At 47.7% G+C, this 17,516-nt stretch carries 15 protein-coding genes; all 15 read right to left on the reverse strand.

Going from position 1 to position 17,516, the window contains the following annotated elements; genetic code table 11:
• Positions 1 to 308: 308 nt before the first annotated feature.
• The 15 genes from ACESLK_RS19550 to hemL all read right to left on the reverse strand — a co-directional run bounded on the left by ACESLK_RS19550 (position 309) and on the right by hemL (position 17,498).
• Positions 309 to 1,454, reverse strand: coding sequence for an FtsW/RodA/SpoVE family cell cycle protein (locus ACESLK_RS19550; protein ID WP_373231382.1), 1,146 nt, complete (start codon positions 1,452 to 1,454; stop codon positions 309 to 311).
• A 7-nt stretch (positions 1,455 to 1,461) separates the two neighbouring features.
• Positions 1,462 to 2,256, reverse strand: coding sequence for a septum site-determining protein MinD (gene minD, locus ACESLK_RS19555; protein ID WP_373231383.1), 795 nt, complete (start codon positions 2,254 to 2,256; stop codon positions 1,462 to 1,464).
• 4 nt (positions 2,257 to 2,260) lie between these two features.
• Positions 2,261 to 2,923, reverse strand: a complete 663-nt coding sequence (locus ACESLK_RS19560; protein ID WP_373231384.1) for a septum site-determining protein MinC — start codon at positions 2,921 to 2,923, stop codon at positions 2,261 to 2,263.
• 77 nt (positions 2,924 to 3,000) lie between these two features.
• Positions 3,001 to 3,531, reverse strand: coding sequence for a rod shape-determining protein MreD (mreD, locus tag ACESLK_RS19565; RefSeq protein WP_373231385.1), 531 nt, complete (start codon positions 3,529 to 3,531; stop codon positions 3,001 to 3,003).
• Complete coding sequence (gene mreC, locus ACESLK_RS19570; protein ID WP_373231386.1) at positions 3,531 to 4,376, reverse strand: rod shape-determining protein MreC; 846 nt, start codon at positions 4,374 to 4,376, stop codon at positions 3,531 to 3,533. Before mreC ends, mreD begins: the two co-directional genes overlap by 1 nt.
• A 56-nt stretch (positions 4,377 to 4,432) precedes the next feature.
• A complete protein-coding gene (locus ACESLK_RS19575) occupies positions 4,433 to 5,464 on the reverse strand; it encodes a rod shape-determining protein (RefSeq protein WP_373231387.1) in 1,032 nt (343 codons plus the stop codon).
• Between the two features lie 84 nt (positions 5,465 to 5,548).
• Positions 5,549 to 6,244 (reverse strand): RadC family protein, encoded by a 696-nt coding sequence (radC, locus tag ACESLK_RS19580; RefSeq protein ID WP_373231388.1) that lies wholly within the window; start codon positions 6,242 to 6,244, stop codon positions 5,549 to 5,551.
• A gap of 44 nt (positions 6,245 to 6,288) precedes the next feature.
• Complete coding sequence (locus tag ACESLK_RS19585; protein WP_373231389.1) at positions 6,289 to 6,900, reverse strand: Maf family protein; 612 nt, start codon at positions 6,898 to 6,900, stop codon at positions 6,289 to 6,291.
• 21 nt (positions 6,901 to 6,921) lie between these two features.
• Entirely contained in the window at positions 6,922 to 7,164 is a 243-nt protein-coding gene (locus ACESLK_RS19590) for a DUF4321 domain-containing protein (protein WP_373231390.1), read from the reverse strand.
• A 144-nt stretch (positions 7,165 to 7,308) separates the two neighbouring features.
• Complete coding sequence (locus ACESLK_RS19595; protein WP_373231391.1) at positions 7,309 to 8,538, reverse strand: SPOR domain-containing protein; 1,230 nt, start codon at positions 8,536 to 8,538, stop codon at positions 7,309 to 7,311.
• A gap of 166 nt (positions 8,539 to 8,704) precedes the next feature.
• Positions 8,705 to 10,087: a UDP-N-acetylmuramate--L-alanine ligase gene (murC, locus tag ACESLK_RS19600; protein ID WP_373231435.1), complete on the reverse strand. Its 1,383-nt coding sequence runs from the start codon at positions 10,085 to 10,087 to the stop codon at positions 8,705 to 8,707.
• Positions 10,088 to 10,094: 7 nt separating this feature from the next.
• Positions 10,095 to 11,480: a bifunctional folylpolyglutamate synthase/dihydrofolate synthase gene (locus ACESLK_RS19605; RefSeq protein WP_373231392.1), complete on the reverse strand. Its 1,386-nt coding sequence runs from the start codon at positions 11,478 to 11,480 to the stop codon at positions 10,095 to 10,097.
• Positions 11,481 to 11,499: 19 nt separating this feature from the next.
• Positions 11,500 to 14,166 carry a valine--tRNA ligase gene (locus ACESLK_RS19610; RefSeq protein WP_373231393.1) on the reverse strand — a complete coding sequence of 889 codons (2,667 nt, stop codon included), beginning with the start codon at positions 14,164 to 14,166 and terminating at the stop codon, positions 11,500 to 11,502.
• 546 nt (positions 14,167 to 14,712) lie between these two features.
• Positions 14,713 to 15,897 (reverse strand): LysM peptidoglycan-binding domain-containing protein, encoded by a 1,185-nt coding sequence (locus tag ACESLK_RS19615; RefSeq protein WP_373231394.1) that lies wholly within the window; start codon positions 15,895 to 15,897, stop codon positions 14,713 to 14,715.
• A gap of 299 nt (positions 15,898 to 16,196) precedes the next feature.
• A complete protein-coding gene (gene hemL, locus ACESLK_RS19620; RefSeq protein ID WP_373231395.1) occupies positions 16,197 to 17,498 on the reverse strand; it encodes a glutamate-1-semialdehyde 2,1-aminomutase in 1,302 nt (433 codons plus the stop codon).
• Between the last annotated feature and the right edge of the window lie 18 nt (positions 17,499 to 17,516).

Raw genomic sequence — 17,516 nt, forward strand, 5'->3', positions numbered from 1 at the left:
CTCCATAGTCGCTTTTTGCGACAATGAACGGTGGTTTGCTGGTCTTTGGCTCTCCATAGTCGCTTTTTGCGACAATGAACGAAAAAGAAGCAGAACAGGTCGTTTTACTCCTGTTCTGCTTCTTTACTTCTCTACCACTAATTCGCGAATAAAGGAGTAAGGGTAAGAGAGTATCTCCTGGAAGAGTGTAACGTCCGCCTCTCGAAAACCTTTGCCACCTTTCCTCGGGTTAATCTAATCAGGCAAAGGTTTTCGTCCAGCGGCTGGAAGGAGATATCCTCGTCCCTAATCGATAATATTCGCCGAACCTAGCTATCCATCTGATACTTTTCCTGATGTGCCCGAATACTAAAGATCAATCCGATCGACATCATGTTCAGCAACAGAGAGGTCCCTCCATAACTGATAAACGGCAGAGTAATACCCGTGATGGGCATAATTCCGATCATCATCCCAATGTTCTGGAAGATTTGGAACACCATCATGGTGGCGATACCAATAATAATGAAGGAGCCTCTCAAATCGTAACACTGATAAGCGATTAAGATCATCCTATAAATAAAAAGGAAATACAGTAACAGCAACACGGCCGCGCCCTGAAACCCGAATTCTTCACCAATGACGACAAAGATGGAATCTGAATAAGCATAGGGTATGAATTTGCGGTTCTTGGATTCTCCTTGCATATATCCATCACCGGCAAGCCCGCCAGATCCAATAGCGATTTTTGCATTATCAGATTGACGCCGTTCATCGGCGGAAGCTTCCTCGGGATGAATATAAGTATTGATCCGTTCGTACCAATGACCCTTACCCTCACCATTCAGATACTCGCGTATATCCGCGTTATACGTATTAAAGAGGGTCACGAATAATATTAATCCTCCAACAACCGCAGCCATTCCAATCAGGACATACATATACCGCACATTACCGATCCACAGCATTCCGAGGACGATGAACACATATATGATGGCGTTGCCTAAATCGGGCTGAATCATGACGAGTACAAACGGCACGAAAGCAAATATGGCCACCACCAGAACGTCACTGCGCATCTTGAGCGGATCGCCCTGTCGTCTTCCAAGGATAGCCGCAATTGCAATGATGAGAAACAGCTTCATCATTTCAGCTGGCTGGAACGATAGCGGACCCAATTCAAACCAGCTACGAGCACCGTTCTTCTCCTCAGCTAGAAAGAAGACAAGTACGAGCATGATTAATCCAAGAGCATACCAAACATACCATATCTTTAAAATAAGACGATAATCCACAAGCGTAGCGATTATGATCACGAAAAACCCAAGCCCGTAGAAGATAAGCGTCATCATATCAAGATTTACATACATAGGGTTATTATACGTTGCACTTCGAACGACAATGGTGCTAATAGCCATGAACAAGCCCAGGATAATCAGCATCATCCAGTCCATCTTCTTCAATCGGTTTAACAAGCTCCGATCATCCCATTCCTAAGAACTTCTTTACTTTGCCAAACATCCCAGACTTCTCATCCAACTGTGACAAAGGAACTGTCTCTCCCAATATGCGCCTAGCAATGTTACGATATGCAATAGCAGCGCGGGAATTAACATTCATTACTGTCGGCTCACCCGTATTAGCTGCTCTTATAACGAGCTCATCATCAGGAACAATACCGATCAAATCTATTGCTAGAACCTGACAAATATCATCAATCTCAAGCATATCCCCATTCTTCATCAGGTTCGGACGAATACGGTTGATTACCAGCTTTGGCGATGGGAAATGACTCTTCTCCAGCAGGCCGATCACCCGGTCAGCGTCTCTGACTGCAGCATTCTCCGGAGTGGTAACAACAATCGCTTGATCAGCACCAGCGATGGCATTGCGAAAGCCTTGCTCGATTCCAGCAGGGCAATCAATAATAACATAGTCAAAATCCGGCTTTAAACCTTCAATGATTTGGCGAACCTGCTCAGGCGAAATGTCATTCTTGTCTTTCGTCTGTGCAGCTGGAAGCATATAGAGCTCGTCGAAGCGCTTGTCTTTAATAAGCGCCTGGTTAACTCGGCAGCGACCTTCGGCAACATCAATAAGATCATAGATGATTCTATTCTCCAGTCCCATTACGACATCCAGGTTGCGCAAGCCAATATCGGTATCAACCATGCATACCTTTTTGCCCATTATCGCCAATGCTGTGCCCAGATTGGCTGACGTTGTCGTTTTGCCGACACCGCCCTTACCCGAGGTAATAACGATCGCTTCTCCCATCATTCTACACTCCTTTGAACTGCATGACTTCCTTGCGGTAACGGCTAAGACTTGTCATTTTATCAATGGCCATTGTACCTTCACGTAGAAACGCATACTCCATCCAGGGCTCTGCAGAAGTCCACTCATCCGGTGGACGACTGATTACGTCCGCGATACGCAGCTGGGTAGGCTTCATCAACGAAGCGGCAATTATCGCGCCATGATCTCCTGCAGACCCTGCATGAACTGTTCCCCTAAGGGCACCTAGCACATATACATCTCCGGTGCATCTGATCGCTCCCCCAGGGTTTACATCGCCAAGCAGCAGAAGATGTCCCTCAAATTCCAATGTCTGCCCGGATCTCACAATACCGGACATCGTATGTAAGCTGGGAACAACCTTCTGATCGGGGCCGACTTCCGGAGGATCGCTTTCGATAGATTGGATAATCAAGTTACCTTGTCTGCGTAAGATGAGGCGAATCCGTTCCTTATCTTCTTCTTCCAGCTGCCTTGCACCGAGCTTTATAAATATGTGCACGATTGGACCCGTGAATTGCTGTACGTGCTTGTCCAGTTTCGCATTCAATTCGTCCAGCAGAGCAATGAAGTCACATTGATCGTCTAATAGAAATACAAGTCCTTCTTTAATTCCTTTTATCGTAATGTGTGATTTGCCGGTCACTTTTGTCCGCTCCTCCCTACGGTAAATGAAATTCTGCTTAATGGAGCTGAATTCCTGCCTGTCAGGTTAAACGGAAGTTATTCCGACCCTTCTTCTCCTGATGAATTCGAAGGCTTGACGAGGTATCGACGAAACGGAACATACATAAGGAGTGCGATAAAAAGCTGGAGCAGTGCGGTCGGAGCAAGCTGCCAATAAAAAACATAGCCATACTCCAGCTCCGTTAAGCGAAATAACTTGTAAATGAAAAAAACGGTTGAATCCAACATTACACTGCCGATTAAAACCATCCAAATGAAATAGCCTACCGTCATATAAAGCCGTTTTTCTGTAACCAGTCCGGCTAAATAACCTACTAGTCCCATACCAAAACCATAAGGTCCGATCAAATGGCCATAAAACAACATATCCTGAAGCAAGCCGAAGCTAAGACCGAACAGGAATGCACGATGACGACCTGCAAAGCCGGCAACCAACAAAGTCATAATAAAAGACAAATGGGGAAGCAGTCTGCCACTCCATGGAGTTGGCACTAACCAAGGAATAATGGAGCTTTCGATAATAACAAGTATTAAAGCGGCCAGGATCACACGATTAGCTCTCATCATTAAGGCCCATCCATATCAGGCACCACTATGACAAACACTTCTCTAAGGTGATCTAATTTTGCTGCAGGAGTTATAATTGCAGTATGCGTCATGAAATCCCCGACCTGTCTATCCTTCACAGTTCCGATAATAATTCCTTGCGGAAAAATACTCCCTATACCCGACGTCATGACAATATCACCCTCGGCAAGCTTGTCATTCTCATCAATCTTATTCATTTGAAGTGTTTGGGTTACTTCGTCGTATTCAATGATCCCGAATGATTCAGTTTTTCCGACTACGGTTGCGGAGACAGGTGTTCCCTTAGCGGTATCTACATCCAACTCGGTAATTAAAGTAACCGTAGAGGTGAAGGTCGAGACATGACTGACTAAACCAACCAGGCCATCAACCGTTCTAACCGCCATTTGCTCTTTAAGTCCATCATTAGACCCCAGATTGATCTTGATTGTCTTCTCATAGGGATTGGAAGTACTCCCTACTACTTGTGCAATAAGATAACGATAGTCGTCTAATTGCTTCTGTCGTTCCGTAAAATCTAGTTCTTCCTGAAGACGCTTATTATCTGCTTCTAGTCGATTAAACCGGATTTGATCCTGCGTATATTGGGCAACGGTTTGCCGAAGCTGTTCATTTTCCTTATATACGTCGGAAAGCCGGCCGAGGTCACGGAAAAAATCCGCGACTGCTCCGACCGGCCGATACAAAGCTCCTTGCGCAGTCCCAAAAGCATCGTTAATGAACTTCTCAGGCCAAGTCAGGCGAGTTCGGCCTAAGGTGAATCCCATTAGGGCTATGAAAACGATAAGCCCTATCATGAGAATGAACAGCCGTTTGTTGCGCATTATTCTAAAAATATTTACTCACCTGCTTTCCCATCCCATAACCCAAGCTTCCTTAATTAGCGACTGGACCTAGAGCCCGATCCTCTTGACTTGAATAAATGAATATTATCCAATGCTCTTCCTGTGCCGATCGCTACACAATCTAGTGGATTCTCTGCAACGATGACAGGCATTCCTGTTTCGCGTGCCAGCATCTTATCCAAATTACGAAGTAAAGCTCCTCCGCCTGTAAGTACAATCCCTCGATCCATGATATCCGCAGACAGCTCAGGCGGACATTTCTCCAATGTTACTTTGACAGCATCGATAATCGCATTGACGGTATCAGACAACGCTTCAGTCACTTCATCCGAAGTAATAGCTAAAGTCTTAGGTAAGCCGCTAACAAGATCTCGCCCGCGAATTTCGATGGATTCTACTTTGTCCAGCGGCATTGCCGAGCCAATCTCCATTTTCAGCTGCTCTGAGGTCCTCTCACCAATCATTAGATTGTACAGCCGTTTGATATAGGCCATAACGGCATCGTCCATTTCATCGCCTGCTATGCGGATTGAACGGCTCGTAACGATCCCACCGAGCGAGATGACTGCCACCTCCGTTGTACCCCCGCCAATATCGACAACCATACTTCCGGTCGGCTCCCACACAGGGAGATCCGCTCCGATCGCAGCAGCGAAAGGCTCTTCAATAATATACGCTTCCCTTGCACCGGCTTGCTTTGCCGCGTCTTCGACCGCACGCTTCTCAACAGCAGTTATTCCGGAAGGTACACAGATCATCACGTTAGGGTGGCGCGGAAACAAAGCACGCGGCTTCTGCGCCTGGCGAATGAAGTATTTAATCATCGTCGATGTCGTCTCGAAATCCGCGATAACACCGTCCTTCATAGGACGAATAGCTACAATGTTACCGGGTGTACGACCGATCATTTTTTTGGCGTCAGAGCCGACTGCTTCGATTTTTTTCGTATCGGTACGCAGGGCGACCACCGAAGGCTCCCTGACAACGATTCCTCTGCCTTTAACGTAAACAAGCGTGTTTGCGGTTCCGAGATCAATACCCAGATCGCGTGTAAATCCTCCTAGCATGTTGTTTCCTCCTGCTCTCACCGCGACTGCTAAGTTGTTACCGTCTGAGGTACATCAGTCGTCGGGACAATCCTTATTATTATATTACAAGCAGCCCATTTCCTTCAAACTAATAAAGCGGTTGTCACCAATTACCAGATGATCTAGCAATTCGATTCCAATCAGTTCACCAGCCTGCCCTAATCGCTTGGTTAATTGAATATCTTCCGCGCTTGGGGTTGGGTCCCCGCTAGGGTGGTTGTGGGCACATAGAATGGAAGCGCTGCTTCGGCGAATGGCCGCGCGGAACACTTCCCTAGGATGGACAATAGAAGCATTCAGGCTGCCGATTGATAAGGTTTGACGGCCTATGACCTGATTTTTGGTATTTAGAAACAAACAGACAAAATGCTCTTCCCGTAAATGTCGCAGCTCCTCCATGAGAATATCTGCTCCATCTTGAGGACAAGTTATTTTGACCATTTCCGGTAAACGGGAACGTGAGACACGCCGTCCAAGCTCAATGGAAGCCTGAAGCTGCAGCGCTTTAGCAGGGCCAATACCACGGATATGTATGAGCTCTTCCCAATTTCGCTCCGCCAATCTGCTAAGCCCTCCGCATTCGTTCAGAATACGCTGGGCTAGGTGAATGGAGGATTCATTCTGAGTACCCGTACGCAGCAGAATAGCGAGCAGCTCTGCATGACTTAACGCTTCTGCTCCGTGCTGTTGCATACGCTCCCGCGGTCGTTCCTCGGAGGGAAGCTCGCGCAATCGAAAGGATCTTTGCTCCAAAGCCATTACCTGCCTTCAATAGCCGCGTCGGCCGCGGGATTGGCTTAAATTTAAGGTAACATAATATCGAACTGCTCCAACTGAACCGCAAGAAGGGAGACCGGCAATCCGACCACATTGAAATAACAACCCTCAATTGATTCAACGAATAAGGAGCCAATCTCTTGAATTCCGTAGCTGCCAGCCTTATCCATCGGTTCACCAGTAGCGACATAACGTGAGATTTGATTCGGCGTTAACTTCCTCATTCGAACCTTAGTAACACGGTGTGTAGTGACGGTTTTAGCATCGGAGACTCTTATGCAAGAAATCCCTGTATATACCTCATGGACCTCTCCTGAAAGCTCCTGCAGCATCTGCTCCGCTTCTTGCACATCTCTAGGTTTACCCATCACTTTATCATTCAACACAACGATGGTATCGCTGCCAACGACAATCGAGGATAAATCTAAGGAATCGGTAAGCTCATTTTTGACCGCAAGTGCTTTACGCTCAGCGAGGCCCTCAACGATTTGTGAAGGTGTCCAATACGCTGGTGTGTCTTCTTCAACCCGACTTGGATGGATTTGGACGGGAAGCCCCAGTATAGCAATAAGCTCCTGTCTGCGAGGGGAAGCGGAGGCGAGGACGAGCTTGGGACTGTTAGGTAAGGCAGAGTGCATGAAGTAAAACTTCCTTTCGAATTACATTTTACGATACAGCCATATCGCCACAATTGCACCAATCACGCTGAGCAAGCTAAAGTTTACATTCAAATTCAGACTATAGCTTATAACCGACAAATCCGCGGCAGGCGACCAATTGAGCTTGATCGCACGTGTTAAAAAGGTGAGCCCCGGAATCTCCCGCAGCCAAATGGCTACCAAGGCACCAGCAAGCAACCCCAGAAAGATAAATAAGAAGAGAACCCATCCGTTTTTCTTCATAATTCCTCGTCTCCCACCATTTTTTGACACCCGTCTACCTATTATACGTTTCCAAGACAAGTCACACAATGTATAAAACAAAGACAGCCCCTTGGAAGCAGGCTGCCTCATTCAAAAGTCCTAATATCTTTTTATCTATTTGTATTATCCATTATTTGCTGACTGTATAATCGAGCGCAGGTTACGATCAGCGAGCATTGCTTTCATGGTTTGCGATTGAATGCTCCATAGGTGAAAGCGTGAGGGATTACGGTTATATTCCGTTAGCGAGAGAACTGCCGAATTTAAGGCTTGCACAATCCTCTCCCCCTCTCCAAGAGTATCATTGCTAAACGTATCCACCCCTGCTGTCTTACTCAGCCACGTGCGATGAGCTTCCTGCAGCGCGGAAAGATCAGCCTTGTTCATCACTTGCGGCAAGCTCTCTAGTAAGTAGCTGCCGGAATATTGAGTCAGCTTTCGGATCAGCTCCGCGCTAGCGGTCATAAATTCTATCTCGCCTGCGGGCATTGATCCGGAACGAATGATCAAGGGATCTCCATCCAATGGTCTAATGTATAATTCAATATCGGACATTTGGGCTGCCAGCAGCTCCGCTTCATTACGAGTTACGGCTGCTCCTATATAAACTCGGTAACCATCCTGCGCCTCCACTGTTGAATCAAGACCGATCTCCTGCAAATGCTCCACTGCCGCTTTCATACTTTCTTCACTCTGGAAAACGCCGTATTGAAGCATATAATAAACATCTGCCGGAATTTGCGTAAGTTCGCTCTGTACTCCTGGCTGCACAGACGTTTCGTTGTCTTCGAATATCTTCAATGGCTCTGTCGAAGAAGCCGCAGATTGTTCTGGCGGGGCTTGTACATTTACTTGCGCACTCCCATCCGATTTCCCTGGAAACAAGGGTTCTCCAGTAAATAAGCTTAAAACCAAGTAACCGAATAGAGCTCCCGTTGCTACCGCTGCGGTAACGGATAAGAAAACCCGTCCCCAGGCAGGAGTATCGTGAAGGGGCTGCGATTGATTTAACCAGCTTGTTTGCGACTCGCCTTCCAGCTCTATCGAAGGTCCGCTCCAGTTCGCCTCAAGCTCATCGTGAGGAATAATCTTTATAGCAGGATAAGGTGCATAAATAGACTCCTCTACTTTCTTAGCATCAGAACTTCTTATGACTTCCTCCAGAGCATGGATGTCATCTTGATATGGACTATCCCAAGAGGAGAAGCTTTGACCGATGACGGCCTCTTCCTTCTCAAGATTATCCTCTGTCAATGGCTGTTGCCCTGCCTTAAGAGGTTGTCTTATGGGCTTTTTTGATTGGGCAGGCTTCGGCGGTTCGAAACGGAAGGTCATTCTTGCTTTATGCTGCATACTGCGTCTCTCCTTGTCCCTCAATCTAGTAATTAGATTATGAGAGTCGAGAGAGAAATATGATGAGAATAAAGAAAACGACTTCTCCGTCCTTAATACGACTAAAAGCAGCCTTCAGGTTTCCCTATCAGCTGCTTCTTGTTGTTAAAATAATGGTGATAAATGTTCACGCTCGATCACGCAGTATTCGTGCCAGCTCTTCAGCCGCTTTCCAGATATCCCCTGCACCCATTGTGAGCACAAGATCTCCAGGAGCGATACGCTCTGCTAATATATCCCGAACCTCTTCCTTAGTAGGAACGTAGGTTACGTTCGAGTTGCTGTTCTGAGAAATAAGCTCTACGAGCTTACGCGAATTGACGCCTTCAATTCTTTGCTCGCCAGCTGGAGAGTATATGTCGGTGATAATGACTTCATCGGCATCCTCGAAAGCGCGACTAAATGCATCGAGTAAAAAGAAGGTTCTCGTATAACGCTGTGGTTGGAAAACGGCGATTATTCTTTTTCCCGTTGCTTTCGCCGCTTGTATCGTCGCCTGAATTTCCGTGGGGTGATGGGCATAATCGTCAATGACCAGCATGTCCTTCACTTCGCCAAGCACTTGGAAACGGCGCTTAGCTCCGCGGAATTCTTGAATCGACTTTGCAATCGCTTCGAACGAGGCTCCTGCCTCTAAGCAAACGATAATCGTCGCGAGAGCGTTGTATACATTATGTCTTCCGGGCACTGATAGCGTAACGACACCTAGCGCCTGTTCACGGTGACGTACTGTAAATGTTGCGCAGCGGTCCCCAAGCTTAATGTCCGCAGCCGTATAATCTGCATCCTTAGTCTCTACTCCGTAGGTAATGACTCGAGAATCCTTTACCTTGGGGAGTATCTCCTGGATATTCTCGTCATCCGCACAAACTACCGCACATCCATCTGCTTTAATATTTTGAAGGAACGAGACATAAGCTTCCTTAAGCTTATTGAAGTCTCCCTCGTAGTTTTCCAGGTGATCCGCTTCGATGTTCGTAACGACACCGATAGCAGATTCATACTGAAGGAACGAGCCGTCGCTTTCGTCAGCTTCCGCTACGACGAATGGACTTTTGCCCGCTTTGGCATTCGTGCCGACATTAACGATTTCCCCGCCAATAATATAGGTAGGATCCAATCCGCTGAGCTCCATGACGAGAGCAATCATGGAGGAGGTAGTCGTTTTTCCATGTGCGCCGGCAACTGCTATTCCCGTACGGGCATTCAGAAGCCGGGCTAACATCTGTGCGCGGTGCAATATGGGTATGTTTAATTGTTCAGCTTTTTGACGTTCTACGTTATCTTTAGCTAGCGCCGTAGAATAAACAACAAGATCAGCACCCCGAACGTGTTCGGGCTCATGACCAATAAAGATTTGTGCTCCATTGGCGGCCAGTTTGTCAGTTAATTCCTGGCGCACCACATCGGAACCGGATACTTGATAACCCATCTCCAGCATTACCCTGGCGATGGCACTCATGCCATATCCTCCGATACCGATAAAATGTACATGTTCAGCGGTCCGCAACAACGCTTCACCACCCTTTTTCAGATTTCGTTCCATGGAGCAACCACGACCTTACATCGGCAATCAGATAAAGAGTGCCTGTAATCACACTTAAAGTGTTCACGTGCTCGGAGGCGTGTGTTGACGCTTCCCGAAGAAGCTCCAAGGCACGTCTCCAATCCGGCTCCACGACAACGTTCCGCGGCCGTCCGAGCTCCTCACCCAGTCGATTAGCGACGGCGGCCAGGTCGGCGGCGTTCATTTTCTTATGAAAGTCAGGCTCCGTGATCACAAGCGTATCCACCATTGGTAGTATATGCCGCAAGGAATGTTCATGATTCTTATTCGGCATCATCGCCATCATCACATTTAACTTATCGAACTTATAAATATCGCGAAGCGCATTCGCTAAGGCTTCCATACCCTCCGGGTTGTGGGCGCCGTCCAGCAATATCCTTGGTTCCCGCGATACCATCTCCAGCCTGCCCGGCCAAGTGGTGTTACGCATGCCTATTGCTAAGTCCTCGTCTTCCACAATTAAAGCATAATACTGCCGAAGGACTTCAATAGTCATTATAGCAACTGCGGCATTCATAATCTGATGAGCACCATTCAAAGTTACCGTTAACGATTGTAAAACACGGAACGGTCCTTGAAAAGAAAACTTTTGCTCATCTTCGGCCATATTTATCGGTTTATACGTATAATGATCGCCCAGAAGGTACAGCGCAGCATTTTTGGCTAATGCCGTTTCCTTCATGATCGCCACCGCATCCGGTTGGCTAACCGCTGTAATAACGGGCACTCCCGGTTTAATAATGCCTGCTTTTTCTTTTGTAATATCGGAAATCGTAGGGCCTAGTACATCCATATGGTCGTGGCCAACATTAGTGATGATGCTGACAACCGGAGTAACGATATTAGTGACGTCAAGACGACCTCCAAGTCCTGTTTCCCACACGACGTAATCCGGATACGCTACGGTCCCGTAATAGAGCAAGGCAAGAGCAGTCGTTACCTCGAACATCGTCGGGCTGCCCCATTCACTTCTCGCCATTTCTTCTGCTGCAGGCTTTAATAGATTGACGAGCCGAACAAGCACCTCATCATCTATATCTTGCCCATTATACTGGAGTCTATTGGAATAGGAGGTGAGGTAAGGAGAAGTAAATGTCCCTACATCATACCCGCTCTGTCTCAATACGCTTGTTAAATAGGCGCAAACTGAGCCTTTTCCGTTCGTTCCGGCCACATGAATAAATTTTAATCTTCTCTGCGGATGACCGAAGCGTTCCATTAAACGGTTGATCCGTTCTAAACCCGGGCGAATACCGAAGGAGGTCAGCCCAGTAATCCAAGCCATCGCTTCCGCAGCCCCATGGAAAGAAAGCTCTTGGGAGGAATCCTTATTCATGGTGTTATTCTTCCTCCCATCATCCCTGCAGCTCGGCAATCCGCGCTAATACTTTATCCCGCTTCTCTCGGTAATCCTCACCTTTAAGCTTTTCCTGCTCGACAACGTGGGCCGGAGCCTTAGCGATGTATCCTTCATTGGAGAGCTTCTTCTCCACGCGTTCTACTTCCGTATTCAACGTATCAACTTCCTTGGTCAGACGAGCAATTTCCTGACTAATGTCAATCAAGCCCGCAAGCGGAAAATAAAGCTCAGCTCCCGTGATAATGGCTGTCATCGCTTTGTCCGGAGGCGTTAAAGCTCGATCCAGCGTGTAGGATGACGTATTGCAAAAGCGCTGCACATATATTTCATTTCGGCTGAAAATACCTTCTTCCGCTTCCCCGGTCGGCTTCAGGAGCAATTCAATTTTCTTGCCGGGCGATACGTTCACTTCTGCACGGACGTTACGTACAGCGCGGATGGCTTCCATCAAAAGCTCCATTTCTTTAAGCGAGCCTGCGGCTTCGAAATCAGCGCGATATTCTGGCCAAGCAGCCAAAGTAATCGTCTCGCCAGGCTCATGAGGCAAATGCTGCCAAATTTCTTCCGAAAGAAACGGCATGAATGGATGCAGAAGACGTAAGGTACGGTCCAAGACGTAAGCTAGTACTGATTGCGTGCTCTTCTTAGCCGCCGCGTCTTCACCGTACAGCGTAAGCTTAGCAAACTCAATATACCAGTCACACAGGTCATCCCATATGAAGTTATACAGCAATCGGCCGGTTTCCCCGAACTCGTAACTCTCCATAAGGCGAGTAATGTCTCGAGCGCTCTCATTCAACCGATGTAAAATCCAGCGGTCGGCTGTTGACAGCTTCCCGCTGAGGTCGATATCCGCAAAAGTAAAGCCTTCTAGATTCATTAGAGCAAATCTCGAAGCGTTCCAGATCTTGTTAGCGAAATTACGCGCTTGCTCGACCTTCTCGAAGCGGAAACGCAAGTCCTGCCCCGGGGTACTGCTAGTTGAAATCATATATCGCATGGCGTCTGCGCCATATTGTTCGATAACATCGAGCGGATTAACCCCGTTGCCAAGCGACTTAGACATCTTTCGACCTTCCGCATCGCGAACAAGTCCATGGATAAGAACGTCCTTAAATGGAATTTGCTCAGTGAATTCAATGGCTGTGAATATCATACGTGCAACCCAGAAATAAATAATGTCATATCCGGTTACAAGTACTCCTGTCGGATAATAATCCTTTAGATCCTGGCTATCATCGGGCCATCCTAATGTAGAAAATGGCCACAGCGCAGAGCTGAACCAAGTATCAAGCACATCATTGTCTTGCTTCCAAGGAGAGTCAGGTTGATCCGCTCCTTCAGGCGCTTCAAGACCCACATAAATTTCGCCAGTCGTATCGTGGTACCACGCTGGAATCCGATGTCCCCACCAAAGCTGACGGGAAATACACCAATCGCGAACGTTCTCGATCCAGTGCAGATAGATTTTCTCGAAGCGATCAGGAACGAACTTTACACCTTGGCCCGACTTCTGCGAATCAATCGCCTTCTCGGCTAACGGCTTCATCCCAACGAACCACTGTGTAGACAAGTATGGCTCAACGATTGCGCCAGAGCGTTCGCTATGCCCTACTTGATGTACATGATCCTCAATCTGAATGCAGACTCCTTGCTCTTGCAAGTCTTTGACGATTGCTTTGCGGCAATCCGTACGATCCATCCCTTGATAAGGGCCGGCATTCTCATTCATTTTGCCGCCTTCATCCATGACCGTGATCTGCGCCAGCTCGTGACGAGAACCTACTTCGAAATCGTTCGGATCATGCGCGGGCGTAATTTTTACCGCGCCGCTTCCGAATTCCTTATCTACGTATTCGTCCGCGATAATCGGAATTTCCCGATTTACGATAGGGAGAAGCAGCATTTTTCCGATCAGGTGTTTATATCGATCGTCCTTAGGATGAACCGCAACAGCCGTATCGCCAAGCATGGTTTCCGGTCGGGTTGTAGCTACGGTTAAATGACCGCTGCCATCCGATAATGGATAACGAAGATGGTACAGATGTCCGTTCACTTCTTTATATTCAACTTCAATATCGGAAAGTGCCGTGCGAGCTGCGGGATCCCAGTTAATAATTCTTTTGCCGCGATAGATCAAGCCTTTGTCATAAAGACGTACGAATACTTCCCGGACCGCGCGCGAAAGGCCATCATCTAGGGTAAAACGTTCACGGGAATAGTCAAGGCTGAGGCCCATCTTGGACCATTGCTGCCGAATTGTTCCCGCATAATGCTCCTTCCATTCCCATACTTTCTCCAGAAACGCCTCGCGACCGAGATCATACCGGCTTAAGCCTTCCTCGCGAAGCTTCTGCTCCACTTTCGTTTGGGTGGCAATTCCAGCATGATCCGTTCCCGGCAGCCATAAGGCATCAAAGCCTTGCATGCGCTTGAACCGAATTAAAATATCCTGCAAAGTAAAATCAAGCGCATGGCCGATATGAAGCATTCCAGTCACATTAGGCGGTGGAATGACAATTGTATATTTAGGCGCGTCGGGAAGACGTCCCGCTTGAAAATAACCGCCTTTTATCCATGCATCATACCATTTGTTTTCGGCGCTTTTGGGATCATAGGTTGTCGGCATTTCGACATTGAGCTTCCCTTTGGTTTCGGACATAAGTTACACGACCTCCATATGACACAAATTCAACAACATGCAAAAAAAACACAAAAACCTCCCGTCGCAAAGGACGAAAGGTAAACTTCCGTGGTACCACCTTCGTTCCGCCGGGCATCATTTCACCAAAGCGGCACTCGTTGCAAGATAACGGCTGCTGCCGTCCTGTTCTACCAGCTCGCCCCGAATGGACGTTAGCTTCAAACAGGAAACTCCAGGGCGACTTGTAGCAGCTTGTTTCCTGCGGGACCTCTCAGCGCTACTCGGGTAGCGGCTCCGCTCTCTGAAGGCTTGATCTGCTTACTCTTCCCTATCCGTGTCTTTCTCTCCTATTCTACTCGCCGTCACATTTAGAGTCAATACAGACGAAAACTCCTGCTGTAAACAACGACAATCAAGTAAAACGGCTTTGCCGTCCTTAGACGGCGGAACATGTTTGTATCATACTATCAGATGAGTATTAGAAGTAGAAAGGTTATACTCATCTGATAGTATGAAAAAAGGCTGCTTCTCGTCGATAAAATCCGAGAAGCAGCCTTTAAGCTGTTATGGAATATAGAGCACTTGGCCTTCCGATAAGTAGGGATCATGCAGCCGATTATATAGCTGGAGCTCTCGGGACTGAACATTGTATCTATTTGCAATCAGCTCAAGTGTTTCTTCACGTTGAACGATACACATCTTTACTTTTCGGAAGGAATGGGCTTCACCGCCGTTGTTTAAGAACAGGCTGGTCCATTCTAATTCATCCTCTGCGCTAAGAGCTATATTGTTCATAGCTTGAGCCTTCTCCTCTGCTTGAGCGGCTTCCATCAGCTTCAAATCCGCTTCTCGCTTTGCTCCCTTTTCTCCCAATTGAGACAAAAGACCGACTCCGAATTGCTGTTGTTGTACGGACTCTAGCGGCTTACCACCCAGAGCGACTCTTAAGTCGGGCTTCTCCTCGATTGCTTCTTCAACATAGGGCTGCGGGTCCGACTCTGCGGGAGCTTCGTTCGTCAAGTCTCCCCATAACGAGGCTGTTATGGGCTTCTCCTCTTCAGGCTCCGCATAGACTCTCGTGTCTTTCCTAGACTCCTCTAAGTTTTGAAACATCGCAAGCCAGCTGCTTTCTTTAGATGCTTCTAGCGGCAATTCCTCCGTCTCCGCTTGCAAGCTCCAATCGTCAACACGTTCCTTCTCATCCAAATCCGCATTTACGGCAGAAACATAGTCGTCCGACGCAAGAGAATCCGACTCATTCAAAGCAAGCTCATCATGACTCCTCTCGGAGTTCGGAAGCTGATCTTCTGGCCGAGTCTCTAGCTCCGGCTCCGCCTGATGCACAACCGTAAAGCTATCGTCGCGCCATATTGGCGTTTGCGGAGCTTGAGCCTGCAGTCCCCGCAATGCTAATACCCCCGTTACATTCAAGGAACGGTTCGATATCAAATCCACATCGAAATTATCAATTTCCACAGCTAATTCTTCTACGCTCTGAATCCGATTAAGCGGGAGCGAGATTTCTACCGGTATCCAATGCTCTAACTGAGATACTTCAGACAATTCTTGTGACCGGTAAACTCCATTCAACAGCAAATGTCCTCTTAGAAGCACTTGATCATCCTGCGGCAGCACCTGCATATGAGGCACCAATTCAATTTCTTCCAATTCTTCAATAGCGGCCACATCGTCAGGCAGATGCACACGTTCATAAATATCAAATCGTAAACCGTTCAGCTGGTCCGTCACGACGAAGTCCTCCTTTCGACATGGACGCCTTATTGACTGGCGTCTTTACAATTCACTAATTATCTATATGCTGCTGTAAGTCGGGCATGCCTGCCAATGTGGAGAAAAAACAAACAACCCCCTCTTGGGCTAAGGGGGTTGTTTGCAGCTGCAGGTCAAAATCTGTACGCCGGATCGAGAAGCAAAGTGTCTGCAGATACAAAATTGAACCTACAGCATCGCATTGTGCTCAAAAAAAAAAAAAAAAAAAAAAAATCAGGCTCCCCAAGAGAGGGCAGCCTGGTTGAAAACACACTTAACTATAGTACAAGTAATGCTTCTTTGTGAGCTGCAATGGTCAGATCGATGTCATTGTCTGTGTGGGCGGTGGATACGAACATACCTTCGAACGGAGAAGGAGCGATATTTACGCCGTTATTTAGAAGCCCGCTGAATACAGTACGGAAATGCTCTGAATTCCCTAGCTTAGCCACTTCGTAATTGATGACATGTTTATCAGTAAAGAAAGGACAAACCATGGAACCAACGCGGTTGATTGTCATTGGAACGCCAGCTTCCTGTGCATTCTTCTCCAAACCTGAATGCAGACGGTTCGAAAGTCGCTCCAATAGCTGGTACGCTTCCTCGGTCATGAGCTTGAGTGTTGTATAACCCGCAGCCATAGCCAGAGGATTACCGGACAATGTCCCCGCCTGATAGATCGGACCAACGGGTGCCATCTGCTCCATGATCTCTCTTCGACCGCCGTAAGCTCCGACAGGCAGCCCTCCGCCTATAACCTTGCCTAAGCAGGTCAAATCCGGCGTAATGCCATATAAGCCCTGCGCACAATTGCGATGTACGCGGAAACCCGTCATAACCTCATCAAAGATCAATAAGCTTCCATAGGAGAGGGTCACATCACGTAATCCGGATAGAAATCCCGGAAGTGGAGGAACAACCCCCATGTTACCCGCTACAGGCTCTACGATAATCGCTGCAATCTCCTCGCCATAACGTTCGAACGCCAGCTTAACAGCCGTTAGGTCGTTATATGGGACCGTTAGCGTATGAGCGGCAACGCTTTCTGGAACCCCAGGGCTATCCGGCAGCCCAAGAGTAGCCACGCCAGAGCCTGCTTTAATCAGCAAGCTGTCCGCATGCCCATGATAGGAGCCTTCGAACTTCAGGATTTTACTCCTTTTCGTATAACCGCGAGCCAATCTTAATGCACTCATTGTGGCTTCTGTTCCGGAATTAACCATTCGCACGACATCTATCGAAGGGACACGCTCACAGACAAGCTCCGCCATCAACGTTTCCAGCTCAGTTGGAGCTCCGAAGCTCGTGCCTTTCTCAGCTGTACGCTTGATCGCATCCACAACTTCCGGGTGCGCATGTCCTGCAATCAACGGCCCCCAGGAAAGCACATAGTCAATATAAGTCTGTCCATCAATATCCGTGATCCGGCTGCCTTCCCCTCGTTCAATGACAAGAGGAGTCAGTCCTACGGATTTAAAAGCCCTAACCGGACTATTTACCCCGCCTGGAATAACCTGTTTTGCTCGTTCAAAGGCTGCTTTGGACAGGGAGTCAACTCTTGTTCGATGTTTTTCGCTCATATTCGACACATCCTACTA

Source organism: Cohnella sp. (assembly GCF_041640265.1).
Taxonomy (GTDB): domain Bacteria; phylum Bacillota; class Bacilli; order Paenibacillales; family Paenibacillaceae; genus Cohnella.

Coding starts and splice junctions, on each gene's coding strand:
- ACESLK_RS19590 (WP_373231390.1), bottom strand. CDS start 7,164: ATGAAGAAAAACGGATGGGTTCTCTTCTTATTTATCTTTCTGGGGTTG.
- mreC (WP_373231386.1), bottom strand. CDS start 4,376: ATGCGCAACAAACGGCTGTTCATTCTCATGATAGGGCTTATCGTTTTC.
- ACESLK_RS19585 (WP_373231389.1), bottom strand. CDS start 6,900: ATGCACTCTGCCTTACCTAACAGTCCCAAGCTCGTCCTCGCCTCCGCT.
- ACESLK_RS19575 (WP_373231387.1), bottom strand. CDS start 5,464: ATGCTAGGAGGATTTACACGCGATCTGGGTATTGATCTCGGAACCGCA.
- ACESLK_RS19610 (WP_373231393.1), bottom strand. CDS start 14,166: ATGTCCGAAACCAAAGGGAAGCTCAATGTCGAAATGCCGACAACCTAT.
- ACESLK_RS19595 (WP_373231391.1), bottom strand. CDS start 8,538: ATGCAGCATAAAGCAAGAATGACCTTCCGTTTCGAACCGCCGAAGCCT.
- ACESLK_RS19605 (WP_373231392.1), bottom strand. CDS start 11,480: ATGAATAAGGATTCCTCCCAAGAGCTTTCTTTCCATGGGGCTGCGGAA.
- radC (WP_373231388.1), bottom strand. CDS start 6,244: ATGGCTTTGGAGCAAAGATCCTTTCGATTGCGCGAGCTTCCCTCCGAG.
- hemL (WP_373231395.1), bottom strand. CDS start 17,498: ATGAGCGAAAAACATCGAACAAGAGTTGACTCCCTGTCCAAAGCAGCC.
- mreD (WP_373231385.1), bottom strand. CDS start 3,531: ATGATGAGAGCTAATCGTGTGATCCTGGCCGCTTTAATACTTGTTATT.
- minD (WP_373231383.1), bottom strand. CDS start 2,256: ATGGGAGAAGCGATCGTTATTACCTCGGGTAAGGGCGGTGTCGGCAAA.